General features: G+C 52.0%; 20 protein-coding genes and 2 pseudogenes. 10 read left to right on the top strand and 12 right to left on the bottom strand.

Annotation, left to right across the window (positions count from 1 at the left end; genetic code table 11):
• The 6 genes from E0D98_RS27525 to iaaA form a co-directional block, all read right to left on the bottom strand.
• On the bottom strand, window positions 1–189 hold a 189-nt coding region (locus tag E0D98_RS27525), incomplete at its 3' end, for a hypothetical protein (protein ID WP_096170928.1).
• 99 nt (window positions 190–288) lie between these two features.
• On the bottom strand, window positions 289–1200 hold the full coding sequence (gsiD, locus tag E0D98_RS11020) for a glutathione ABC transporter permease GsiD (RefSeq protein ID WP_001236044.1): 912 nt from the start codon (window positions 1198–1200) through the stop codon (window positions 289–291).
• A gap of 2 nt (window positions 1201–1202) precedes the next feature.
• The gene (gene gsiC, locus E0D98_RS11025) at window positions 1203–2123 is read right to left on the bottom strand and encodes a glutathione ABC transporter permease GsiC (RefSeq protein ID WP_000936043.1); all 921 of its coding nucleotides are present in this window, start codon (window positions 2121–2123) and stop codon (window positions 1203–1205) included.
• Window positions 2124–2140: 17 nt separating this feature from the next.
• Complete coding sequence (gene gsiB, locus E0D98_RS11030; protein ID WP_096855822.1) at window positions 2141–3679, bottom strand: glutathione ABC transporter substrate-binding protein GsiB; 1539 nt, start codon at window positions 3677–3679, stop codon at window positions 2141–2143.
• 19 nt (window positions 3680–3698) lie between these two features.
• Complete coding sequence (gene gsiA, locus E0D98_RS11035) at window positions 3699–5570, bottom strand: glutathione ABC transporter ATP-binding protein GsiA (protein WP_001396359.1); 1872 nt, start codon at window positions 5568–5570, stop codon at window positions 3699–3701.
• Window positions 5557–6522 carry a beta-aspartyl-peptidase gene (gene iaaA, locus E0D98_RS11040; RefSeq protein ID WP_000513775.1) on the bottom strand — a complete coding sequence of 322 codons (966 nt, stop codon included), beginning with the start codon at window positions 6520–6522 and terminating at the stop codon, window positions 5557–5559. Before iaaA ends, gsiA begins: the two co-directional genes overlap by 14 nt.
• 203 nt (window positions 6523–6725) lie before the next feature.
• Here iaaA and moeA point away from each other — a divergent pair, with 203 nt between their 5' ends.
• Both moeA and moeB read left to right on the top strand, forming a co-directional pair.
• The gene (gene moeA, locus E0D98_RS11045) at window positions 6726–7961 is read left to right on the top strand and encodes a molybdopterin molybdotransferase MoeA (protein ID WP_000397382.1); all 1236 of its coding nucleotides are present in this window, start codon (window positions 6726–6728) and stop codon (window positions 7959–7961) included.
• On the top strand, window positions 7961–8710 hold the full coding sequence (moeB, locus tag E0D98_RS11050; RefSeq protein WP_000829235.1) for a molybdopterin-synthase adenylyltransferase MoeB: 750 nt from the start codon (window positions 7961–7963) through the stop codon (window positions 8708–8710). Before moeA ends, moeB begins: the two co-directional genes overlap by 1 nt.
• A gap of 75 nt (window positions 8711–8785) precedes the next feature.
• Here the strand turns inward: moeB and fsa are convergent, their stop codons facing one another.
• Window positions 8786–9448 (bottom strand): fructose-6-phosphate aldolase, encoded by a 663-nt coding sequence (gene fsa, locus E0D98_RS11055; protein ID WP_000424890.1) that lies wholly within the window; start codon window positions 9446–9448, stop codon window positions 8786–8788.
• A gap of 130 nt (window positions 9449–9578) precedes the next feature.
• Between fsa and E0D98_RS11060 the strand changes: the two genes are divergently transcribed.
• The 4 genes and pseudogenes from E0D98_RS11060 to E0D98_RS11075 all read left to right on the top strand — a co-directional run bounded on the left by E0D98_RS11060 (window position 9579) and on the right by E0D98_RS11075 (window position 15294).
• A complete protein-coding gene (locus E0D98_RS11060) occupies window positions 9579–10478 on the top strand; it encodes a glycyl-radical enzyme activating protein (RefSeq protein ID WP_050877139.1) in 900 nt (299 codons plus the stop codon).
• 5 nt (window positions 10479–10483) lie between these two features.
• Window positions 10484–12916 carry a glycyl radical protein gene (locus E0D98_RS11065; RefSeq protein WP_000209364.1) on the top strand — a complete coding sequence of 811 codons (2433 nt, stop codon included), beginning with the start codon at window positions 10484–10486 and terminating at the stop codon, window positions 12914–12916.
• 145 nt (window positions 12917–13061) lie between these two features.
• Entirely contained in the window at window positions 13062–13877 is an 816-nt protein-coding gene (gene ybiV / locus E0D98_RS11070) for a sugar-phosphatase YbiV (RefSeq protein ID WP_000114234.1), read from the top strand.
• Between the two features lie 151 nt (window positions 13878–14028).
• Window positions 14029–15294: pseudogene (locus E0D98_RS11075) on the top strand (DUF1479 domain-containing protein).
• Window positions 15295–15529: 235 nt separating this feature from the next.
• Here the strand turns inward: E0D98_RS11075 and E0D98_RS11080 are convergent.
• Window positions 15530–17122, bottom strand: a complete 1593-nt coding sequence (locus E0D98_RS11080; protein WP_000961458.1) for an ABC-F family ATPase — start codon at window positions 17120–17122, stop codon at window positions 15530–15532.
• A gap of 218 nt (window positions 17123–17340) precedes the next feature.
• On the opposite strand from E0D98_RS11080, the gene ldtB reads away from it, so the two are divergent.
• Window positions 17341–18261 carry a L,D-transpeptidase gene (ldtB, locus tag E0D98_RS11085; RefSeq protein ID WP_001056384.1) on the top strand — a complete coding sequence of 307 codons (921 nt, stop codon included), beginning with the start codon at window positions 17341–17343 and terminating at the stop codon, window positions 18259–18261.
• Window positions 18262–18318: 57 nt separating this feature from the next.
• Here ldtB and E0D98_RS11090 read toward each other — a convergent pair whose 3' ends face one another.
• Both E0D98_RS11090 and mntR read right to left on the bottom strand, forming a co-directional pair.
• Window positions 18319–19437: an anion transporter gene (locus E0D98_RS11090; RefSeq protein WP_000056442.1), complete on the bottom strand. Its 1119-nt coding sequence runs from the start codon at window positions 19435–19437 to the stop codon at window positions 18319–18321.
• Entirely contained in the window at window positions 19434–19901 is a 468-nt protein-coding gene (gene mntR / locus E0D98_RS11095) for a manganese-binding transcriptional regulator MntR (RefSeq protein ID WP_000091016.1), read from the bottom strand. Before mntR ends, E0D98_RS11090 begins: the two co-directional genes overlap by 4 nt.
• Window positions 19902–20086: 185 nt before the next feature.
• On the opposite strand from mntR, the gene mntS reads away from it, so the two are divergent.
• On the top strand, window positions 20087–20215 hold the full coding sequence (gene mntS / locus E0D98_RS11100; protein ID WP_001001761.1) for a manganase accumulation protein MntS: 129 nt from the start codon (window positions 20087–20089) through the stop codon (window positions 20213–20215).
• 271 nt (window positions 20216–20486) lie between these two features.
• Window positions 20487–22070, top strand: coding sequence for a phosphoethanolamine transferase (opgE, locus tag E0D98_RS11105; protein WP_001054678.1), 1584 nt, complete (start codon window positions 20487–20489; stop codon window positions 22068–22070).
• A 48-nt stretch (window positions 22071–22118) separates the two neighbouring features.
• Here opgE and ompX read toward each other — a convergent pair whose 3' ends face one another.
• Window positions 22119–22634, bottom strand: a complete 516-nt coding sequence (gene ompX, locus E0D98_RS11110) for an outer membrane protein OmpX (protein WP_001295296.1) — start codon at window positions 22632–22634, stop codon at window positions 22119–22121.
• Window positions 22635–22686: 52 nt separating this feature from the next.
• Window positions 22687–22752 carry a protein YliM gene (locus E0D98_RS11115; RefSeq protein WP_120795379.1) on the bottom strand — a complete coding sequence of 22 codons (66 nt, stop codon included), beginning with the start codon at window positions 22750–22752 and terminating at the stop codon, window positions 22687–22689.
• A gap of 234 nt (window positions 22753–22986) precedes the next feature.
• Here E0D98_RS11115 and E0D98_RS11120 point away from each other — a divergent pair.
• Window positions 22987–23320, top strand: a pseudogene (locus E0D98_RS11120) (EamA family transporter); the annotation flags it as partial.

Here is a 23320-nt window from a genome sequence, read left to right on the forward strand (position 1 = left end):
TTCCGATACCAGTTGATAGTTAATGATGAAAAAAAGACCAATAAATGACAGTGCTGCCAATAAAAATAAAATTATCAGCCTTATCTTTATCTTTTCGTATAAACTCAGCATGTTAATACATTTAACAAAATAACTATCTGAACGCTGTGCCGCTGCAAAAATAGTCCCTTGCTGCGGCTTTTTAACCAAATTACCCGATTCTACAAAATCAGCAGAAAGTTACAACACTTGCTTAGGGCAATAATTGCCTGTGAGGTGATTACCCTTTCAAGCAATATTCAAACGTAACTATCCTTTAATTTTCGGATCCAGCGCATCGCGTAAACCATCGCCCAACAAATTGAACGCCAGTACGGTCAGAAAAATAGCCAGGGCCGGAAAAACAGCGACATGCGGCGCGATAACCATATCCGCTCGTGCCTCATTGAGCATTGCTCCCCACTCTGGTGTCGGCGGCTGCGCACCGAGGCCGAGAAATGACAGGCTGGCGGCAGAGATAATCGAGGTGCCAATGCGCATGGTGAAAAACACCACGATAGACGAGACGGTCCCAGGCAAGATATGACGCAATAAAATGGTCATATCGCTGGCACCAATACTGCGTGCTGACTCAATAAAGGTTTGCTGTTTCAACACCAGCGTGTTGCCGCGCACCAGGCGGGCAAACGCGGGGATGGAAAAAATGGCGACTGCGATAATCACGTTAGCAATGCCGCTTCCCAACACCGCAACAACAGCGATCGCCAGTAAAATACCCGGGAAGGCAAACAGCACATCGCAAATGCGCATGATCAGCCGATCCCACCAGCCTTCATAATATCCAGCCAGCAAGCCCAGCAACGTCCCTATCGCCGCACCGATAAACACGGCAAACACGCCCGCCGCCAGCGAGATTTGCGCACCAACCAGGACACGGCTGAAAATGTCACGCCCCAGTGAATCGACGCCAAACCAGTGCTGCAAAGAAGGTCCGTTATTCAGATTGTCATAATCAAAATAATTTTCGGCGTCATAGGGAGCGATCCAGCGTGCAAAAATGGCCACCACAATCAATAAAATAACGAATAATGCGGCGGTCATCGCCATATGCTGACGGCGAAATCGTCGCCAGAATTCATGCCACGGTGTACGCACCTGGTCAGGTTTGACCAGTGGCATGGCGTTTAACACCGCCTGACGTCGCCAGTTAAATAGTCGCATCCTTACTTGTACCTGATAGCCGGGTTAATGGCGGCGTAAAGCACATCCACCACTAAGTTGATAAGAATAAATTCCAGCGAGAAAAGCAGAATTTCCGCCTGAATCACCGGGTAATCGCGCATTTCTACGGAGTCAACGAGTAAGCGTCCAAGTCCGGGCCAGTTGAAAACTTTCTCCACCACGATAGAACCACCGAGCAAAAAGCCAAACTGTAAGCCCATCATGGTCACTACCGGGATCATCGCGTTACGTAGCCCGTGTTTGAGGACAACCCAGGTTTCGCTCACCCCTTTCGCCCTCGCGGTACGCATATAATCTTCGCTTAAAACATCGACAAACGACGCGCGGGTAAAGCGCGCCATCACGGCTGCCACTGCCGCGCCGAGCGTCAGGGAGGGTAAAATGTAGTGCTGCCAACTGTCTGCTCCCACGGTAGGCAGCCAGCCCAGTTCAACGGAGAATACCTGAATTAAAAGCATCCCCAGCGCAAATGCCGGAAACGAGATCCCCGACACCGCAATGGTCATACTCAATCGATCCGGCCAACGATTACGCCAGACGGCGGCGATAATTCCCGCCGCCATACCAAATATCACCGCCCAGACCATACTGGTTATGGTCAGCCACAGCGTTGGCATAAAGCGGCTGGCAATCTCATCGGCAACCGGACGACGCGACACCATCGACAGGCCAAAATCCCCCTGCACAGCATTGCTGATATAGTGCCAGAACTGGTGATACAGCGGCTGATCCAACCCCAGCTGCTGACGCACCAGTTCTATAACCTGCGCATCAGCTTCGGGCCCGGCAATCAATCGCGCCGGATCGCCGGGCAGCATATGCACAAATAAAAACACCAGCACCGAGACGATAAACAGCGTCGGAATCAACCCCAGTAATCGTTTGATAACGTAATTAAGCATTCCACTCCCTGCGTTGCTTATTGCAAATCCGCGTCTTCAAAGCTGAAGCCGGTGTCTGGCATGATCCAAAAACCGGTCAGGTTTTTACTGTGTGCCGACACCAGTTTTTCTACCACCAGCGGGATCCACGGCGACTCTTGCCAGATGATATCCTGCGCCGCCTTATACAAGCGGGTCTTTTCCGCCGGATCATTAGTTTTCAGTGCCTGAGCCAGGAAGTCATCCACCTGTTTATTGCTGTAAAACGCGGTATTAAACAGCGTCGGTGGCCAGTTTTGCGAGGCAAACAACGGCGATAGTGCCCAGTCGGCTTCGCCGGTTGAAGCCGACCAGCCAGTGTAGAACATCCGCACGCCGCTCTCTTTTTGCCCTTTACCTTCAACTTCTGCCGCCCGCTGTCCGGCATCCATCGCAGTCACCTGGGCTTTAATCCCGACCTGCGCTAACTGCTGCTGGGTAAATTGCAGCACTTTCTGCGCGGTGCTGTGGTTATGTGACGACCACAGCGTGGTACTGAAACCGTTGGGATATCCCGCCTCTTTCAGTAATTCGCGCGCTTTCACTGGATCGTAAGGCCACGGTTTATAACTTTGCGCGTAGGCGATACTTGGCGGTACCACACCAGTAGCTGGCGTTGCATAGCCCGCAAAGGCAACTTTCACCAGCGCCGGACGGTTAATGGCGTAATTCAGCGCCTCACGGACCTTCGGGTTATCGAACGGCTTTTGCGTCACGTTCATACTGATATAACGCTGCATAATTGACGGACTGGCCATCAACTCGATATTTTTGTTTTTCTCCAGCAGTGTGGCCTGCTCGTAGGGAATGGGGAAAGCAAACTGCGCTTCACCGGTTTGCAGCATTGCCGCGCGGGTGTTGTTATCCGCCACCGGACGCCAGGTTATGCTGTCCAGTTTGGGCAATCCTGGCTGCCAGTAACCCGCGAATTTTTTCACCTTCACAAAATCGGTCTGATTCCAGGTATCCAGTTCATACGGTCCGGTTCCCACCGGATGAAAACCAATCTCCTTGCCATATTTTTCCAGCGCTGCCGGTGAAATCATCGCGGTCGCCGGATGGGCAAGAATATTAATAAACGCTGAGAACGGCTGTTTGAGAGTAATCTTTACTGTTGTTGGATCGATCGCCTCCGTTTTGGCAATATTCTTATACAGGTTATAGCGTTTAAGATGATTCGCCGGATCGCTGGCCCGGTCCAGATTCGCTTTTACCGCCGCTGCGTTGAAATCGGTGCCATCCTGGAATTTAATTCCTTCCCGCAATTTCACGGTGTATGTAAGGCCGTCATCGGAAACGGTATAACTCTCCGCCAGCACGTTTTTCAGTTTCATCTCTTTATCCAGACCAAACAGCCCCTGGTAAAACGATTTCGCTACGGCCTGAGATAACGTGTCATTTGCGTCATACGGATCGAGCGTGGTGAAGTTCGATCCTACCGCCACCACCACATCTTTGGCAGCGAATGCACAAGATGCCATCAACGCTGTCGCAATGCCCAACTCCACTAACCCACTACGGTGTACAGCTCTTGCCATTTTATTCTCCGCCTGAATGTTATCTACGCATGAATGCGTATTCTGATTGTGGTTGTGCGACGTAATGCCCCGGCCCGACGCATTGCAACGAGACGGCTGCCACCTCTTCGCCACGCAGATGAATATTGCTGGGAAGATCGTCCGACAGCAGTACACGCTGCGGTCGTTGTCGGGACGGTTCAGCGACCGGAACTGCCGCCAGTAATTTACGCGTATAAGGATGCTGCGGGTTTTCGAAGACCGCGCGCCGTGGACCAATTTCAACAATTTGTCCGAGATACATCACCGCCACACGATGACTAATCCGCTCTACCACGGCCATATCGTGGGAGATAAACAGATACGCAATGCCGAAATCACGCTGGAGATCGAGCAACAAGTTGATAATCTGCCCGCGAATAGAAACATCCAGCGCCGAGACGGCTTCGTCGGCAATGATCACTTTCGGATTCAATGCCAACGCGCGAGCAATGCAGATGCGCTGGCGCTGACCGCCGGAAAACTCATGCGGGTAACGCCAGGCATGTTCAGGTAACAGGCCCACGCGCTCCAGCAACCACGCAACGCGTGCAGCCGCTTCTTTACCTGGCAATAAACCGTGTACACGCAGCGGTTCGATAATCGAATCACCGATGGTCTGACGTGGGTCCAGCGAAGCGTAAGGGTCCTGAAAAATAAACTGAATATCCCGGCGCAATGCCTGAAGTTTGCCGGGTGACAAGGTATCGATTCTCTGACCGTTAAAGATAATTTCGCCGCCCTGCGATTCGACCAGGCGCAGCAACGCCCGCCCGGTAGTGGATTTACCGCTGCCAGACTCGCCCACCAGCGATAGCGTTTCGCCAGGCCAGAGATCAAAACTGACTTTCTCAACGGCATGCACTTCCCGCGTTACGCGATTCAACAAACCGCTGCGCAAAGGGAAACGGGTGACAAGATTACGCACTCGTAAAACAGGTTCGCCATCCACTACCGTTTTCTGCTCGATGGGGGAGGCCTGTTTCGCTGGATGTTCAAGCGATATCAACGGGAAACGTCGGGGATAATCTAACCCTTTCATCGCACCAAGTTGCGGAACAGCAGCTAACAGCGCACGGGTGTAAGGATGTTGCGGTGCATGAAAAATCTGTTCGACGGTACCCGTTTCCACCGCCTCGCCCTGATACATCACCAGTACCCGATCGGCAATCTCTGCCACCACGCCCATATCGTGAGTGATAAAGATAACGCCCATCGACATCTCTTTTTGCAATACTTTGATTAATTGCAGGATCTGCGCCTGAATAGTGACATCCAGCGCGGTGGTTGGCTCATCGGCAATCAGCACCGCCGGGCGGCATGACAGCGCCATCGCAATCATCACTCGCTGGCGCATCCCGCCAGAGAGTTGATGCGGATAACGTGAAAGAATGGTTTGTGCCTCAGGAATGCGTACCTGATCCAGCATCCGCTTCGCCTCGACCATCGCTTCTTCACGACTGGCGTTCTGATGCAGACGAATTGATTCGGCAATCTGTTCACCCACAGTAAATACCGGGTTCAGCGATGTCATCGGCTCCTGAAATATCATCGCCATATCCGCACCGCGAACATGGCGCATTTGTGCAGCGCTCTGCTCGCTAAGTTCAATCACTTCGCGACTGCGCCGCTGCAACAGCATTTTATCGCACTGTACTAAACCGCCCGCCTGTTCCAACAGGCGCATCAATGCCAACGCAGTCACTGACTTACCGGAGCCGGATTCGCCAACAATTGCCAGCGTCTCACCGCGTTGCAGACTAAAAGAGAGATTGCGGACCGCAGCTATTTTCTGCTGGTCCTGCATAAAGGCAATATTCAGATTTTCAACCGCCAGCACATTACCGGCATCAAGTTCATCACTGTGTGGCAACGGTGTCCCCTTTTTCACGGTAGATACCGGTGGTTGGCGTATCGCCTGCGTAGCCCCAGGCGCGATACATTCCTTCGGTGTTAAACGGTAGCGCGACATTCCCTTCATGGTCGATAGCGATTAAGCCACCGCTACCGCCAAGCGCAGGGAGTTTTTCCATTACTACCCGCTCGCAGGCTTCCGCGAGACTTAATCCGCCGTAATCCATTAACGCGGCGATGTCATATGCCGCCAGCGCGCGGATGAAGACTTCGCCCGTGCCGGTACAAGAAACCGCCACACTGGCGTTATTGGCGTAGCATCCGGCACCCACTAAGGGACTATCGCCAACTCGTCCGGGTAATTTATTGGTCATTCCGCCTGTGGACGTGGCTGCCGCCAAATTGCCGTCTAAATCCAACGCCACGGCCCCCACGGTGCCCATTTTCTGTTTTTCATCCAGTGGCGCACCGCTATGGTCGAGGACGGTTGCCCCTTCCTTGCGCGCTGCCAGTAGTTGTTCATAACGCAAAGGCGTGGAGAAAATCTCCGGCGAGACGCGCTCCATGCCACGAGCAAACGCAAAATTTTCTGCCCCTTCGCCAATCATCATCACATGCGGGCTTTGCTCCATCACCAGCCGGGCGGCAAGAACCGGATTACGCAGATGACTAACGCCCGCCACCGCACCGGCTTTCAGGGTGTTACCATCCATCACACAGGCGTCCAGTTCATGGGTTTCATCACGCGTAAAGACAGCGCCAATTCCGGCGTTAAACAGTGGACACTCTTCCAGCAGACGCACCGCTTCCGTCACCACATCCAGCGCACTTTCGCCCGCTTCCAGCATTTTCTGCCCGGTTTCAACAATGGCAGACAACGCCTCAATGTAGCGTAATTCCTGTTGCAGACTCATCTGCGCGCGGCTAATTGCACCTGCGCCACCATGAATTGCAATGACTGCTTTGCCCATAGTATTCGTCCATTAAGGGTGGCTCGCCACTTTTGCTATAAATATCAGAATTTTTATGAATTACTCATTCAATTTTTGAATATAGAAAGATGGATATGGCATGTAAAGGCAGGAGCCAACGCTACGCCCGAGGTGGCATACAGTCTGTGGCGTTTTTCTGACATAATAGGCAAATTCGATTTTGCCTCCGCAGGAGTGTTTTCATGGAATTTACCACCGGATTGATGTCGCTCGACACCGCGCTTAATGAGATGCTTTCTCGCGTCACCCCACTGACCGCCCAGGAAACGCTGCCACTGGTACAGTGTTTTGGTCGTATTCTGGCGAGCGATGTCGTTTCGCCGCTTGATGTTCCGGGCTTTGATAACTCCGCAATGGACGGCTACGCGGTGCGTTTAGCCGATATTGCCTCCAGGCAACCGCTGCCCGTTGCCGGTAAATCCTTTGCCGGTCAGCCGTATCATGGTGAATGGCCTGCGGGCACCTGCATTCGTATTATGACCGGTGCGCCGGTGCCGGAAGGCTGCGAAGCGGTGGTGATGCAGGAGCAGACTGAACAAACGGACAATGGCGTGCGTTTTACTGCTGAAGTGCGTAGCGGGCAAAATATTCGCCGTCGCGGTGAAGATATCTCTGCAGGTGCGGTTGTTTTCCCGGCGGGAACTCGCCTGACTACCGCAGAGCTGCCAGTAATTGCTTCACTGGGGATTGCCGAAGTTCCGGTGATTCGTAAAGTGCGTGTAGCGCTTTTTTCTACCGGTGATGAACTCCAGTTGCCCGGTCAGCCGCTGGGCGACGGCCAAATCTACGACACCAACCGTCTCGCCGTACACCTGATGTTAGAACAGCTGGGTTGCGAGGTAATCAACTTAGGGATTATCCGCGACGATCCCCATGCCCTGCGCGCCGCATTTATTGAAGCCGACAGCCAGGCGGATGTAGTGATCAGTTCCGGCGGTGTTTCAGTGGGTGAAGCGGATTACACCAAAACGATTCTTGAAGAGCTGGGGGAGATCGCCTTCTGGAAGCTGGCGATTAAACCAGGTAAACCGTTCGCGTTCGGTAAACTCAGCAATAGCTGGTTCTGCGGCCTGCCGGGCAACCCGGTTTCAGCGACGCTGACCTTCTATCAACTGGTACAGCCTTTGCTGGCAAAACTAAGCGGCAACACCGCCAGCGGCCTGCCCGCGCGCCAGCGCGTACGCACAGCGTCCCGCCTGAAAAAAACGCCAGGACGTCTTGATTTCCAGCGCGGCGTGCTGCAACGCAACGCCGACGGTGAACTTGAAGTGACGACCACCGGACATCAGGGTTCACATATATTTAGCTCCTTTAGTCTCGGCAACTGCTTTATCGTGCTGGAACGCGATCGCGGCAATGTGGAAGTGGGCGAATGGGTGGAAGTAGAACCGTTTAACGCGTTGTTCGGAGGCCTGTAATGGCGGAACTCAGCGATCAGGAGATGCTGCGCTACAACCGGCAAATCATTCTGCGCGGTTTTGATTTTGACGGTCAGGAGGCGCTAAAAGATTCTCGTGTGCTGGTAGTCGGCCTCGGTGGACTCGGCTGCGCAGCTTCGCAGTATCTGGCAAGCGCCGGTGTTGGCAACCTGACGCTGCTCGACTTCGACTCGGTTTCGCTCTCGAATCTGCAACGCCAGACGCTGCACAGTGATGCTACGGTCGGGCAACCGAAGGTAGAATCCGCCCGTGACGCCATGACGCGGATCAACCCACATATCGCGATTACGCCAGTCAATGCACTGCTTGATGACGCTGAACTTGCTGCGATGATTGCAAAACACGATCTGGTACTCGACTGTACGGATAACGTTGCGGTGCGTAATCAACTGAACGCTGGCTGTTTTGCCGCGAAGGTGCCGCTGGTTTCCGGCGCGGCAATTCGTATGGAAGGGCAAATCACGGTCTTCACTTATCAGGACGGCGAACCGTGCTATCGCTGCCTTAGCCGTTTGTTTGGCGAGAACGCATTAACCTGCGTAGAAGCAGGCGTGATGGCACCGTTGATCGGCGTAATTGGTTCGTTGCAGGCAATGGAAGCGATCAAACTGCTGGCAGGTTATGGCAAACCGGCCAGCGGGAAAATCGTCATGTACGATGCGATGACCTGTCAGTTTCGCGAAATGAAACTGATGCGCAATCCGGGGTGTGAGGTGTGCGGGCAGTAATTGCCACCTCCAGGCCAGATAAGACGCGGCACTCCGCCACGTCATCAGCAATTTATGAGGATGCAGAACGTCCGGTTAAATCGACGTTCTGCCAAACGCTCCCAGCCAGTCCTGTTCAAACTTCGCCACAGCGGCTTCCACCGCCGGATAGCTAATCATCTGTTGTGCCACATCCAGTGGCAGCGTAATTGATTCACATCCTGCCAGTAAGCAGTCCAGCGCCTGACGCGGGGTTTTGAAACTCGCTGCCAGCACTTTCGCCTGCGGCGCATGCATTTTCAATAACTGGTGTAAGTCGGTCACAGTCTGAATGCCGCTACCGCCCTGAGCATCAATACGATTAACGTAAGGCGCAACATATTCCGCACCTGCCAGCGCCGACAGCAGCCCTTGTGCTGCGCCATATACCGCGGTTCCCAGCGTTGGAATCCCTTCCGCTTTTAACATCTTAATAGCTGCCAGCCCCTCGGCGGTCACCGGAACTTTCACCACGATATCCGCAATAATAGAACGCAATTTACGTGCGTCATTCACCATCCCTTCAGCAGTGGTAGCCATTACCTGGGCAAACAGACGCCCCTGACCGCCCATCGCTTCATGAAGTTGCGGAAGCACAACATCCAGCGGTTTTTTACCCGCGGCGATAATGCTTGGGTTAGTGGTCACACCCGCCAGCGGAAAAATACGTGACAGCGCCTTCACCGCAACAACGTCTGAAGTATCCAGATACAGTTCCATAACCATCCTCAAAATGTACTTTTTGTCTGAATGTAGACTATCACGGGAAAACTCTCTGAACAGTTGACGCACATCAATCTAACTTTCATTCGAAAGTATTTTAATGTTTGAACGAAACAGAGAGGCAACTATGATTTTCAATATTCAGCGCTACTCGACCCATGATGGCCCCGGTATCCGCACGGTCGTATTTCTTAAAGGCTGTTCGCTGGGCTGCCGCTGGTGTCAGAACCCGGAAAGCCGCGCCCGCACGCAGGATCTGCTGTATGACGCACGACTGTGTCTGGAAGGCTGCGAGCTGTGCGCTAAGGCCGCGCCGGAAGTGATTGAGCGCGCGCTGAATGGTTTGCTTATTCATCGGGAAAAGTTAACCCCGGAGCATCTGACGGCGTTAACCGACTGCTGTCCGACACAGGCATTAACCGTGTGTGGTGAAGTGAAAAGCGTTGAGGAGATCATGACGACCGTTCTGCGCGATAAACCGTTTTATGATCGCAGCGGCGGCGGTTTAACGCTTTCGGGTGGTGAGCCCTTTATGCAGCCGGAAATGGCGATGGCGCTACTGCAAGCCAGCCACGAGGCAGGCATTCATACTGCGGTAGAAACCTGTCTGCATGTGTCGTGGAAATATATCGCCCCTTCTCTGCCCTATATCGATCTGTTTCTTGCCGATTTAAAACACGTTGCCGACGCGCCGTTTAAACAGTGGACCGACGGTAACGCCGCCAGAGTGCTGGATAACCTGAAAAAACTCGCCGCAGCGGGCAAAAAAATCATTATCCGCGTGCCGCTGATTCAGGGCTTTAATGCCGACGAAACCTCTGTAAAAGCCATTACCGATTTTGCCGCCGACGAGCTGCACGTTGGCGAAATTCATTTTCTGCCCTACCACACGCTGGGCATCAACAAATATCACTTACTTAATCTGCCCTATGACGCCCCGGAAAAACCGCTTGATGCGCCAGAACTGCTCGACTTTGCCCAGCAGTATGCCTGCCAGAAAGGGTTAACCGCGACCTTACGAGGATAACAACCATGACCACACTGAAACTGGACACGCTCAGCGACCGCATTAAAGCGCACAAAAATGCGCTGGTGCATATTGTGAAACCGCCAGTCTGTACCGAGCGCGCGCAGCACTATACCGAGATGTATCAACAACATCTCGATAAGCCGATCCCGGTACGTCGCGCGCTGGCACTGGCGCATCACCTGGCGAATCGCACCATCTGGATCAAACACGATGAGTTGATCATTGGCAACCAGGCAAGCGAAGTTCGCGCCGCGCCGATCTTCCCGGAATATACTGTCTCGTGGATCGAAAAAGAGATTGATGATCTGGCAGATCGTCCCGGTGCTGGCTTTGCGGTGAGCGAAGAGAACAAACGCGTTCTGCATGAAGTGTGCCCGTGGTGGCGCGGTCAGACCGTACAGGATCGCTGCTACGGCATGTTTACCGATGAGCAAAAAGGTCTGCTGGCGACCGGAATCATTAAAGCGGAAGGCAATATGACCTCCGGCGATGCGCACCTGGCGGTGAATTTCCCGCTGCTGCTGGAAAAAGGTCTTGATGGTCTGCGTGAGAAAGTAGCGGAACGTCGCTCGCGCATCAATCTGACGGTGCTGGAAGATTTACATGGCGAACAATTCCTGAAAGCGATTGATATCGTGCTGGTGGCAGTCAGTGAACACATTGAACGTTTCGCTGCCCTGGCGCGTGAAATGGCTGCTACCGAAACTCGCGAAAGCCGTCGCGATGAACTGCTGACGATGGCAGAAAACTGCGATCTTATCGCCCACCAGCCGCCGCAGACTTTCTGGCAGGCGCTGCAACTGTGTTACTTCATCCAGTTGATTTTGCAGATCGAATCTAACGGTCACTCAGTATCGTTTGGTCGTATGGACCAGTATCTCTACCCGTACTATCGCCGCGACGTTGAACTCAACCAGACGCTGGATCGCGAACACGCCATCGAGATGCTGCATAGCTGCTGGCTGAAACTGCTGGAAGTGAACAAGATCCGCTCCGGCTCACACTCAAAAGCCTCTGCGGGAAGTCCGCTGTATCAGAACGTCACCATTGGCGGACAAACTCTGGTTGATGGTCAACCAATGGACGCGGTGAATCCACTCTCTTACGCGATCCTCGAATCCTGCGGTCGCCTGCGTTCCACTCAGCCTAACCTCAGCGTGCGTTACCATGCAGGAATGAGTAATGATTTCCTCGACGCCTGCGTACAGGTGATCCGTTGCGGCTTCGGGATGCCGGCGTTCAACAACGACGAAATCGTGATCCCGGAATTTATTAAACTCGGTATTGAACCGCAGGACGCTTACGACTACGCAGCGATTGGTTGTATCGAAACCGCCGTCGGTGGCAAATGGGGCTATCGCTGTACCGGCATGAGCTTTATCAACTTCGCCCGCGTGATGCTGGCGGCGCTGGAAGGCGGGCGTGATGCCACCAGCGGCAAAGTGTTCCTGCCACAAGAAAAAGCGTTGTCGGCAGGCAACTTTAACAATTTCGATGAAGTAATGGACGCGTGGGATACGCAAATCCGTTATTACACGCGTAAATCAATCGAAATCGAATATGTCGTCGACACCATGCTGGAAGAGAACGTACACGATATTCTCTGCTCGGCGCTGGTGGATGACTGTATTGAGCGAGCGAAAAGTATCAAGCAAGGCGGCGCGAAATATGACTGGGTTTCTGGCCTGCAGGTTGGCATTGCCAACCTCGGCAACAGCCTGGCGGCAGTGAAGAAACTGGTGTTTGAACAGGGTGCGATTGGTCAGCAACAGCTGGCTGCCGCACTGGCGGATGACTTCGATGGCCTGACTCATGAGCAACTGCGTCAGCGGCTGATTAACGGTGCGCCGAAGTACGGCAACGACGATGATACCGTCGATACGCTGCTGGCTCGCGCTTATCAGACCTATATCGACGAACTGAAACAGTACCATAACCCGCGCTACGGTCGTGGTCCGGTTGGCGGCAACTATTACGCGGGTACCTCGTCTATCTCCGCTAACGTACCGTTTGGCGCGCAAACTATGGCAACGCCGGACGGGCGTAAAGCCCACACCCCGCTGGCAGAAGGCGCTAGTCCGGCCTCTGGTACTGATCATCTTGGCCCTACTGCGGTCATTGGCTCGGTGGGTAAACTGCCTACGGCAGCGATTCTCGGCGGCGTGTTGCTCAACCAGAAACTGAATCCAGCAACACTGGAGAACGAATCTGACAAGCAGAAACTGATGATCCTGCTGCGCACCTTCTTTGAAGTGCATAAAGGCTGGCATATTCAGTACAACATCGTTTCCCGCGAAACGCTGCTGGAGGCGAAAAAACATCCGGATCAGTACCGCGATCTGGTAGTGCGTGTCGCGGGCTATTCCGCCTTCTTCACCGCGCTCTCTCCAGACGCACAGGACGATATCATCGCCCGTACTGAACATATGCTGTAATCTCCTCGGCCCGGCGGCGTCGTCGCCGGGCTAAATCATTCACATCATCAATTTCATCCTTACTTTCATTCGAAATATAATTTGTGCTCTGCGTCACATTGTTATTACACTGTTACGGTTTCATTTTCGAGCCAGGAGCACACCTATGAGCGTAAAAGTTATCGTCACAGACATGGACGGTACTTTTCTTAACGACGCCAAAACGTACAACCAACCACATTTTATGGCGCAATATCAGGAACTGAAAAAGCGCGGCATTAAGTTCGTTGTCGCCAGCGGTAATCAGTATTACCAGCTTATTTCGTTCTTTCCTGAGCTAAAGGATGAGATCTCTTTTGTCGCGGAAAACGGCGCACTGGTTTACGAACATGGCAAGCAACTGTTCCACGGCGAACTGACCCGACATGAATCGCGGATTGTTATTGGCGAGTTGCTAAAAGATAAGCAACTCAATTTTGTCGCCTGCGGTCTGCAAAGTGCATATGTCAGCGAAAATGCCCCCGAAGCATTTGTCGCACTGATGGCAAAACACTACCATCGCCTGAAAGCTGTAAAAGATTATCAGGAGATTGACGACGTACTGTTCAAGTTTTCGCTCAACCTGCCAGATGAACAAATCCCGTTAGTGATCGACAAACTGCACATAGCGCTCGATGGCATTATGAAACCCGTCACCAGTGGTTTTGGCTTTATCGACCTGATTATTCCCGGTCTACATAAAGCAAACGGTATTTCGCGGTTACTGAAACGCTGGGATCTGTCACCGCAAAATGTGGTAGCGATTGGCGACAGCGGTAACGATGCGGAGATGCTGAAAATGGCGCGTTATTCCTTTGCGATGGGCAATGCTGCGGAAAACATTAAACAAATCGCCCGTTACGCTACCGATGATAATAATCATGAAGGCGCGCTGAATGTGATTCAGGCGGTGCTGGATAACACATCCCCTTTTAACAGCTGACCTCTCTACCGGAGCCGTGCGCTCCGGTTTTCCCTTCTTTTTACATCCTGTACATCACATCAAATCATTAAACTTGCATTAACTTATTTATAACTTATATTGTCACATGCAAATCAGAATGGTTTCGAATGAAAGTTAATGAGAGGTGGTTATGGCTTCTACTTTTACCAGCGACACATTGCCTGCCGATCACAAAGCAGCTATCCGTCAGATGAAGCACGCGCTGCGGGCGCAGCTTGGCGACGTCCAGCAGATCTTTAATCAGCTAAGCGATGACATTGCCACGCGAGTGGCTGAAATCAACGCACTCAAAGCACAGGGCGATGCCGTCTGGCCGGTGCTGTCTTATGCCGATATCAAAGCAGGTCATGTTACTGCAGAGCAGCGCGAACAGATTAAACGTCGCGGTTGTGCGGTGATAAAAGGCCATTTCCCCCGCGAACAAGCGCTAGGCTGGGATCAGTCGATGCTGGACTATCTGGACCGCAACCGCTTTGACGAGGTCTACAAAGGCCCCGGCGATAATTTCTTCGGGACGCTCAGCGCTTCACGTCCCGAGATTTACCCCATCTACTGGTCGCAGGCGCAAATGCAGGCCCGCCAGAGTGAAGAAATGGCGAATGCGCAGTCGTTTCTCAATCGTCTGTGGACATTTGAAAGTGATGGAAAGCAATGGTTTAACCCGGATGTGAGCGTCATCTACCCTGACCGTATCCGCCGCCGTCCGCCCGGAACGACCTCCAAAGGTCTTGGAGCGCATACCGACTCCGGGGCGCTGGAACGCTGGCTGCTTCCAGCGTATCAGCGCGTTTTCGCCAACGTCTTTAATGGCAATCTGGCGCAATATGATCCCTGGCATGCGGCACATCGTACGGAAGTTGAAGAGTACACGGTGGACAACACCACCAAATGTTCCGTGTTTCGGACATTCCAGGGCTGGACAGCGCTCTCTGATATGCTGCCTGGTCAGGGGTTGCTGCACGTTGTGCCCATTCCTGAAGCCATGGCGTACGTACTGTTACGTCCGCTGCTTGATGATGTGCCGGAGGATGAACTGTGCGGCGTAGCGCCCGGAAGAGTGTTGCCGGTATCAGAGCAATGGCATCCACTGTTAATTGAGGCGTTAACCAGCATTCCAAAACTCTAGGCCGGAGACTCCGTCTGGTGGCACTGCGACGTCATCCATTCCGTTGCCCCCGTTGAAAATCAACAGGGTTGGGGCAACGTGATGTACATTCCTGCGGCACCGATGTGCGAGAAAAATCTTGCCTACGCGCACAAGGTGAAGGCCGCACTGGAAAAAGGCGCATCGCCGGGCGACTTCCCGCGCGAGGACTATGAAACAAACTGGGAAGGACGCTTTACGCTTGCCGACCTCAACATTCACGGTAAGCGAGCGTTGGGCATGGATGTTTGAGAGTTAATGGAAGTGAATTGATGTGGGATTAAGAAAATCGATTCGACGTTACTCAGATTGCTGACAAGTGCGCTTTCTTAATGCCTGATGCGCTACGCTTATCTGGCCTACAAAGTCCTGCAGATTCAATATATTACAGGTACTGCGTAGGCCTGATAAGCGTAGCGCATCAGGCTATTTTGCATTTGTCATCAGCCGCCGTCACCCCGACAGTATCGGGGTGACGGATAATCACTTACTCGATCCCTTTACTACGCAGGTAATCTTCGTAATTACCGCTAAAGTCGATCACGCGTTCCGGGGTGATTTCCAGAATGCGGGTCGCCAGGGAGCTTACGAACTCACGGTCGTGTGAAACAAAGATCAGCGTGCCCTGATACAGTTCCAGCGCCATGTTCAGTGACTCGATGGATTCCATATCCAGGTGGTTGGTCGGTTCGTCCATGATCAGAATGTTCGGCTTCTGCATCATTAACTTACCAAACAGCATCCGCCCTTTTTCCCCACCGGAAAGCACTTTAGCTGGCTTTTTGATGTCGTCCTGGCTGAACAGCAAACGACCGAGAATGCTGCGTACCGCCTGCTCGTCATCGCCTTCCTGCTTCCACTGACTCATCCATTCGAACACGGTCAGATCATTTTCAAACTCATATTCGTGGTCCTGGGCGTAGTAACCAATGCGCGCGTTTTCAGACCATTTTACGGTGCCGCTGTCCGGTTGCAGATCGCCCACCAGCGTTTTCAGCAGCGTTGATTTACCGACGCCGTTGGTACCCAGTACCGCAAGTTTTTCACCGACCTCCAGCAGCAGGTTGAGATTTTTAAACAGTGGACCGTTATCAAACCCTTTGGTCAGACCTTCCACTTCCAGCGCGTTACGGAACAGTTTCTTATCCTGTTCAAAACGGATGAACGGGTTCTGACGGCTGGAGGCTTTCACCTCTTCCAGTTTGATTTTATCAATCTGGCGCGCGCGCGAAGTTGCCTGGCGAGATTTCGAGGCGTTGGCGCTAAAGCGGCTAACGAAAGATTGCAACTCAGCAATCTGCGCTTTCTTCTTGGCGTTATCGGCCAGCAGACGTTCACGCGCCTGGGTCGCCGCCGTCATGTACTCATCGTAGTTACCCGGATAAACGCGCAGCTCGCCGTAATCCAGATCCGCCATGTGGGTACAGACCATGTTAAGGAAGTGACGGTCGTGCGAGATGATGATCATGGTGCTGTCACGCTCGTTCAGCACCTGTTCCAGCCAGCGAATGGTGTCGATGTCGAGGTTGTTGGTCGGTTCGTCGAGCAGGAGAATATCCGGATCAGCAAACAGCGCCTGCGCCAGAAGCACACGCAGCTTCCAGCCAGGAGCAACTTCACTCATCGGGCCGTAGTGCTGTTCCACTGGAATTCCCACGCCAAGCAACAATTCACCGGCGCGAGCTTCCGCAGAGTAACCGTCCATTTCGCCGTATTTAACTTCCAGATCGGCCACTTTATAGCCGTCTTCCTCACTCATTTCCGGCAAAGCATAGATGCGGTCACGCTCCTGCTTCACTTCCCACAACTCTTTATGCCCCATGATCACCGTATCCAGCACAGTGAACTCTTCAAAGGCAAACTGATCCTGACGCAGCTTACCAATGCGCTCGTTGGGATCGAGGGAAACGTTACCCAAAGTCGGCTCTAAGTCGCCGCCGAGGATCTTCATAAAGGTGGATTTACCACTACCGTTCGCGCCAATCAGGCCGTAACGGTTGCCGCCGCCAAATTTGACGGAAATGTTTTCAAACAACGGCTTACTGCCGAACTGCATGGTGACGTTACTGGAAACTAACACAGGCGTATCCTGAAAAGAGATATGACAAACCGCGCATTATGCCATAAGTCTGAAAGAAGATCCTGCTCCTCGCTTAAGGTCTACACTCAAGCCAAAGGCAAAAAATGTGATTTCGTACACATCTGATTTCACTGTGAGCTGGAATGAACTTATAATGCGCTTCCAATACTCTAATATTCTCAACCCAATGGCCTGCCAGGCACAAAATCTCGCTTAACATGAATATGAAATTGAAAACATTATTCGCAGCGGCCTTCGCTGTTGTCGGCTTTTGCAGTACCGCCTCTGCGGTAACTTATCCTCTGCCAACCGACGGGAGTCGCCTGGTTGGTCAGAATCAGGTGATCACCATTCCTGAAGGTAACACTCAGCCGCTGGAGTATTTTGCCGCGGAGTACCAGATGGGGCTTTCCAATATGATGGAAGCGAACCCGGGTGTGGATACCTTCCTGCCGAAAGGCGGTACTGTACTGAACATTCCGCAGCAGCTGATCCTGCCGGATACCGTTCATGAAGGCATCGTCATTAACAGTGCAGAGATGCGTCTGTATTACTATCCGAAAGGGACCAACACCGTTATCGTGCTGCCGATCGGCATTGGTCAGTTAGGCAAAGATACGCCTATCAACTGGACCACCAAAGTTGAGCGTAAGAAAGCAGGCCCGACCTGGACGCCGACCGCCAAAATGCACGCAGAGTACCGCGCTGCGGGCGAACCGCTTCCGGCTGTCGTTCCGGCAGGTCCGGATAACCCGATGGGTCTGTATGCACTCTACATCGGTCGCCTGTATGCTATCCATGGCACCAACGCCAACTTCGGTATCGGCCTGCGTGTAAGTCATGGTTGTGTGCGTCTGCGTAACGAAGACATCAAATTCCTGTTCGAGAAAGTACCGGTCGGTACCCGCGTACAGTTTATTGATGAGCCGGTAAAAGCGACCACCGAGCCAGACGGCAGCCGTTATATTGAAGTCCATAACCCGCTGTCTACCACCGAAGCCCAGTTTGAAGGTCAGGAAATTGTGCCAATTACCCTGACGAAGAGCGTGCAAACAGTGACCGGTCAGCCAGATGTTGACCAGGTTGTTCTTGATGAAGCGATTAAAAACCGCTCCGGGATGCCGGTTCGTCTGAATTAATCTTCAAAACTTAAAGCAAAAGGCGGACTCATAATCCGCTTTTTTATTTGCCAGACCCTAGTTGGCCGGGAGTATAACTAACAAAACATATCCCACCAACGCCGCCCACAACAGCATCGGTATTGAATAGAGATGGAAACGCCACCAGATGCGGCGATCGTTCGCCATACGTAGCGCAATCAAATTTGCCAGCGATCCGGGTAATAACCCAAAGCCACCTACGTTTACCGCCCATACCAGTAATAAAGACGGCGGCACATAGTTCAGCAACAATATGGTACTCGGCACGTTACTGATCACCTGCGATAAACCGATTGCCGTTAACCATAACCCGGGTTCAGATAGATGACTCACGTTACCCAACACGCCTTGCAACGCTGGAAGCTGGGTCAGTAAATGGACGTCGATAAACATCGCCATAAACACCAGCAGCAGCGTCCAGTCCACACTGAGCACCACGCGACGTGCCAGCAGCGCAAAGCCTGCCGCCACAATCACCAGTCCCCACAGCTCTTGTTTGAACTCCAGCGCCGTCAGAAAGACGATATACAGCCCCAGACAACTCCACACCAGCCGCGGTTTCCACTCCGGTGTTTGCACCCCCGTATGGTATTGCAGCGCCTTTCCAGGGAAACAACACCAGCACAGGAGCAGGAGCGTCAGCATCATTGCGCCAGCCAGCGGTGCCATTTGGGCAATAAATCCGGCAAACGAAAGACCAGAACGTCCCCAGATAAGAATATTTTGCGGGTTGCCAATTGGCGTCAGTAGCGAACCAGCGTTGACTGCCAGCGCCTCAAAAATAATCAGCCGATTAACCGGGATCTCACACAGTCTTTTTAGCGTGATAGTCAGCGGAACAACAATAAACAGCGCGACATCGTTGGTCAGAAAGGTAGAAAGCAGCGCCGCCGCCAGCACCATAAACATCGCCAGCCGACGCTCCGTAGCAAAGCGGCGCACCATTTTGCGCCCCAGCACATCAAAATAACCGCTTAACTCCACACCTTTGGTCAGCAGCATCAGGCCGCTTAAGGTGATGATGGTGTGCCAGTCGATAGCAGCAGGCCAGGATTTCGGTGCAAAGGGCACGAAAAAGCTTAATCCGATACCAACAAGAATTAATAACTGAAAAAAACGATCGCCTTGCAGCGTGCGTAAAAAAGGCAGGCTCATTTGGCACCGTGTTTCTGGGTAAACAAACGAAAAGCGTCGAGCGTCTCTTCACTAACATGGTGCTCCATGCCTTCCGCGTCGCGACGGGCGATTTCCGGACTGACGCCCAACACCAACAAGAAATTTTCAACTATCTGATGTCGCTCGCGGCTTTCCTGCGCCAGCTTCTCTCCTTCTGCCGTTAAAAACACGCCACGCCAGGGGATCATTTCAATCAGCCCCATGGTTGCCAGCCGCTTAAGCATTTTAGCCACCGTCGGTTGCGAAACTCCCAGACGAGCAGCCATGTCCACCTGACGAGCTTCCCCCACTTCCCTGATCAAGTCAGAAATCAGCTCAACGTAATCATCAATAAGCTCGCGCCGATGTGCCTCTCTGACCTGGCGGAACCCTTCAACGTGCTCTTCCACGTTCACTAACTGCGTCACTTTTTTTGCTGTTGGCGTACCTGCGCGACGACTCATTGTGCTTCCTCATTATGGTGACGCATACATAGCGTTCTCATTTCGTGCGCACATTGTAAACCAGAGTTGCGAAGGTACAAAAAATTAACGTTTTAGCAATAGCTATATAATATAGCCTGTGCTATATCTGTATGTAATGCAATCATCCCTCAAGGATCGACGGGATTAGCAAGTCAGGAGGTCTTATGAATGAGTTCAAGAGGTGTATGCGCGTGTTTAGTCATTCTCCCTTTAAAGTACGGTTAATGCTGCTCTCTATGTTGTGCGATATGGTCAACAACAAACCGCAGCAAGATAAACCTTCCGATAAATAGCGGCGTCGCGGTACGCCGCTTCACTCCTGCTTTCATGCAGGCATAACGCGTTTTGGTCTGAAAAACCCCACTTTTTGTCGGATTTGCAATCCCCTTCGCAAAAGATTTGTTCGTCAGTAGTTGACCTGAACGGCGGCTCGCTCTATCTTCTTGCAGCCCTGCGTATATTGCGGCTCGCGGATGCGGACCCCTTTCCCCTCTTCACGCACTCTTGCAGGTATTGACCCTTGACGCCAGGGTAAGCACATGGCGTTTGTTACGATAGTGGCATATGAATTTAACCCTCAAAGAATCGCTTGTTACCCGTAGCCGGGTATTTAGCCCGTGGACTGCGTTCTACTTTTTACAGTCGCTATTAATTAACCTCGGCTTAGGTTACCCCTTCAGTTTGCTCTACACCGCTGCGTTTACGGCTATTTTGCTTTTGCTATGGCGAACATTGCCTCGCGTACAAAAAGTTCTGGTCGGTGTCAGTTCGCTGGTGGCGGCTTGTTATTTCCCTTTTGCTCAGGCCTACGGCGCGCCTAATTTCAATACATTGCTGGCATTGCACTCCACCAATATGGAAGAGTCGACCGAAATCCTGACGATTTTTCCGTGGTACAGCTACCTGGTCGGCTTATTTATTTTTGCGCTCGGCGTAATAGCAATCAGGCGAAAAAAAGAGAATGAAAAAGCGCGCTGGAATACCTTCGACAGCCTGTGTCTGGTATTCAGTGTGGCGACATTTTTTGTTGCTCCCGTGCAAAACCTGGCCTGGGGTGGCGTATTTAAACTGAAAGATACTGGCTATCCGGTATTTCGTTTTGCTAAGGATGTCATCGTCAATAATAACGAGGTGATTGAAGAGCAAGAACGGATGGCAAAACTTTCCGGAATGAAAGATACCTGGACGGTCACTGCCGTTAAGCCGAAGTATCAGACCTATGTGGTGGTGATCGGTGAAAGCGCGCGTCGCGATGCCCTCGGTGCCTTTGGCGGTCACTGGGACAATACCCCGTTTGCCAGCAGCGTTAACGGTTTGATATTTGCTGACTACATTGCCGCCAGTGGCTCCACGCAGAAATCGCTTGGCTTAACGCTCAATCGCGTAGTCGATGGCAAACCACAGTTTCAGGATAACTTTGTCACCCTGGCAAATCGCGCGGGCTTCCAGACCTGGTGGTTTTCCAACCAGGGCCAAATCGGCGAATACGATACTGCTATCGCCAGCATCGCCAAACGTGCAGATGAAGTGTACTTCCTGAAAGAAGGTAATTTTGAAGCAGATAAAAACACGAAAGACGAAGCGTTACTGGATATGACCGCTCAAGTGCTGGCGCAAGAGCACTCGCAACCGCAGCTGATTGTTCTGCATCTGATGGGCTCGCATCCGCAGGCCTGCGACAGGACACAAGGCAAATACGAAACCTTTGTGCAATCGAAAGAAACGTCGTGCTATCTCTATACCATGACGCAAACGGACGATTTACTGCGCAAGCTGTACGATCAGTTACGCAACAGCGGCAGCAGCTTCTCTCTGGTTTACTTTTCTGACCACGGTCTGGCCTTTAAAGAGCGCGGCAAAGACGTGCAATACCTTGCCCATGATGATAAATATCAGCAAAATTTCCAGGTGCCTTTTATGGTCATTTCCAGCGACGATAAAGCGCATCGGGTGATTAAAGCCCGCCGCTCAGCCAATGACTTCTTAGGCTTTTTCTCGCAGTGGACGGGAATTAAAGCGAAGGAAATAAATATCAAATACCCGTTTATATCTGAGAAGAAAGCCGGGCCGATATACATCACCAACTTCCAGTTACAGAAGGTGGATTACAACCATCTCGGAACCGATATTTTCGACCCGAAACCTTAAAAACAAAAATCCGCCCCGAGAGGCGGATTTTTTATATCACCAAAGTGATTAGAAGCGGTAACCAACACCGGCAATCCAGGTGCCTACGTCAACGCTACGAATACGGCTCTGCTCGTAAGAGAAGTCCAGAGCAACGTTTTCCATCGGGTTGAACTGCAGACCAGCACCGTAGGAGAAACCGTAGTCGCTGGTGTCGTGTTTGTAGGTCGGGTATTCAGTGGTCTGGAATTTACCATAACCCACACCCACTACACCGTAGATGCTTGCCCAGTCGTTAATGCGGTAAGCCGGACCAGCAGTGATGCCGTAGTACTGGTTTTTGTTGTAGTCACCAGAGCTTGCAGTACGGCTTTTCTCGGTGTAAGTGAAAGAACCGATCACACCCAGCGGGCTGTTGTCTTCTTCATAGCGGTATTTCAGGTTGAAACCGCCCATTTTGTTCATTTGGCCCTGAGCGTCGCTCTGTGCGTAACCGCCAGTTACGGTAGAAGTCGCAGCTACGGAAGTACCTGCGGTGAAAGCCAGAACTGCGGCCAGTGCTGAAAGACATGCAATTTTTTTCATAACCACCTCAAATGTGATTCAAATAAGTCCTAAGTTTTAAATATATCAAAAATTAATGGGAAACTCTTCGCGATTTGTGATGTCTAACGGGCCATTTCATGTAACAGAACGTTTCCATACACCGCTATCCATCTAAATTTAAATCACTTTTTCAGAGAACTGCGTAAGTATTACGCATGTTTTCCCTGTCATTCATCCAGATTATTCCTAATCACCAGACTAATGATTCCATCAATCCTGGCGCATTTTAGTCAAAACGGGGGAAAATTTTTTCAACAAATGCTCAACCAGCATTGGGTATATCCAGTACACTCCACGCTTTACTTAAGTCTAGATATTTGTGGGAGAAAGGATGCCTGGTTCATTACGTAAAATGCCGGTCTGGTTACCAATAATCATATTGCTCGTTGCCATGGCGTCTATTCAGGGTGGAGCCTCGTTAGCTAAGTCACTTTTTCCTCTGGTGGGCGCACCGGGTGTCACTGCGCTGCGTCTGGCATTAGGAACGCTGATCCTCATCGCGTTCTTTAAGCCATGGCGACTGCGCTTTGCCAAAGAGCAACGGTTACCGCTGTTGTTTTACGGCGTTTCGCTGGGTGGGATGAATTATCTTTTTTATCTTTCTATTCAGACAGTACCGCTGGGTATTGCGGTGGCGCTGGAGTTCACCGGACCACTGGCGGTGG

It is taken from the genome of Escherichia sp. KCJ4928 (assembly GCF_004352695.1).
Taxonomy (GTDB): domain Bacteria; phylum Pseudomonadota; class Gammaproteobacteria; order Enterobacterales; family Enterobacteriaceae; genus ECMA0423.

Bases quoted from the DNA above. Each gene is read 5' to 3' on its own strand.
- gsiD (WP_001236044.1), bottom strand. From the start codon at position 1,200: ATGCGACTATTTAACTGGCGACGTCAGGCGGTGTTAAACGCCATGCCA.
- gsiC (WP_000936043.1), bottom strand. From the start codon at position 2,123: ATGCTTAATTACGTTATCAAACGATTACTGGGGTTGATTCCGACGCTG.
- gsiB (WP_096855822.1), bottom strand. From the start codon at position 3,679: ATGGCAAGAGCTGTACACCGTAGTGGGTTAGTGGAGTTGGGCATTGCG.
- iaaA (WP_000513775.1), bottom strand. From the start codon at position 6,522: ATGGGCAAAGCAGTCATTGCAATTCATGGTGGCGCAGGTGCAATTAGC.
- moeA (WP_000397382.1), top strand. From the start codon at position 6,726: ATGGAATTTACCACCGGATTGATGTCGCTCGACACCGCGCTTAATGAG.
- moeB (WP_000829235.1), top strand. From the start codon at position 7,961: ATGGCGGAACTCAGCGATCAGGAGATGCTGCGCTACAACCGGCAAATC.
- fsa (WP_000424890.1), bottom strand. From the start codon at position 9,448: ATGGAACTGTATCTGGATACTTCAGACGTTGTTGCGGTGAAGGCGCTG.
- E0D98_RS11060 (WP_050877139.1), top strand. From the start codon at position 9,579: ATGATTTTCAATATTCAGCGCTACTCGACCCATGATGGCCCCGGTATC.
- E0D98_RS11065 (WP_000209364.1), top strand. From the start codon at position 10,484: ATGACCACACTGAAACTGGACACGCTCAGCGACCGCATTAAAGCGCAC.
- ybiV (WP_000114234.1), top strand. From the start codon at position 13,062: ATGAGCGTAAAAGTTATCGTCACAGACATGGACGGTACTTTTCTTAAC.
- ldtB (WP_001056384.1), top strand. From the start codon at position 17,341: ATGAATATGAAATTGAAAACATTATTCGCAGCGGCCTTCGCTGTTGTC.
- E0D98_RS11090 (WP_000056442.1), bottom strand. From the start codon at position 19,437: ATGAGCCTGCCTTTTTTACGCACGCTGCAAGGCGATCGTTTTTTTCAG.
- mntR (WP_000091016.1), bottom strand. From the start codon at position 19,901: ATGAGTCGTCGCGCAGGTACGCCAACAGCAAAAAAAGTGACGCAGTTA.
- mntS (WP_001001761.1), top strand. From the start codon at position 20,087: ATGAATGAGTTCAAGAGGTGTATGCGCGTGTTTAGTCATTCTCCCTTT.
- opgE (WP_001054678.1), top strand. From the start codon at position 20,487: ATGAATTTAACCCTCAAAGAATCGCTTGTTACCCGTAGCCGGGTATTT.
- ompX (WP_001295296.1), bottom strand. From the start codon at position 22,634: ATGAAAAAAATTGCATGTCTTTCAGCACTGGCCGCAGTTCTGGCTTTC.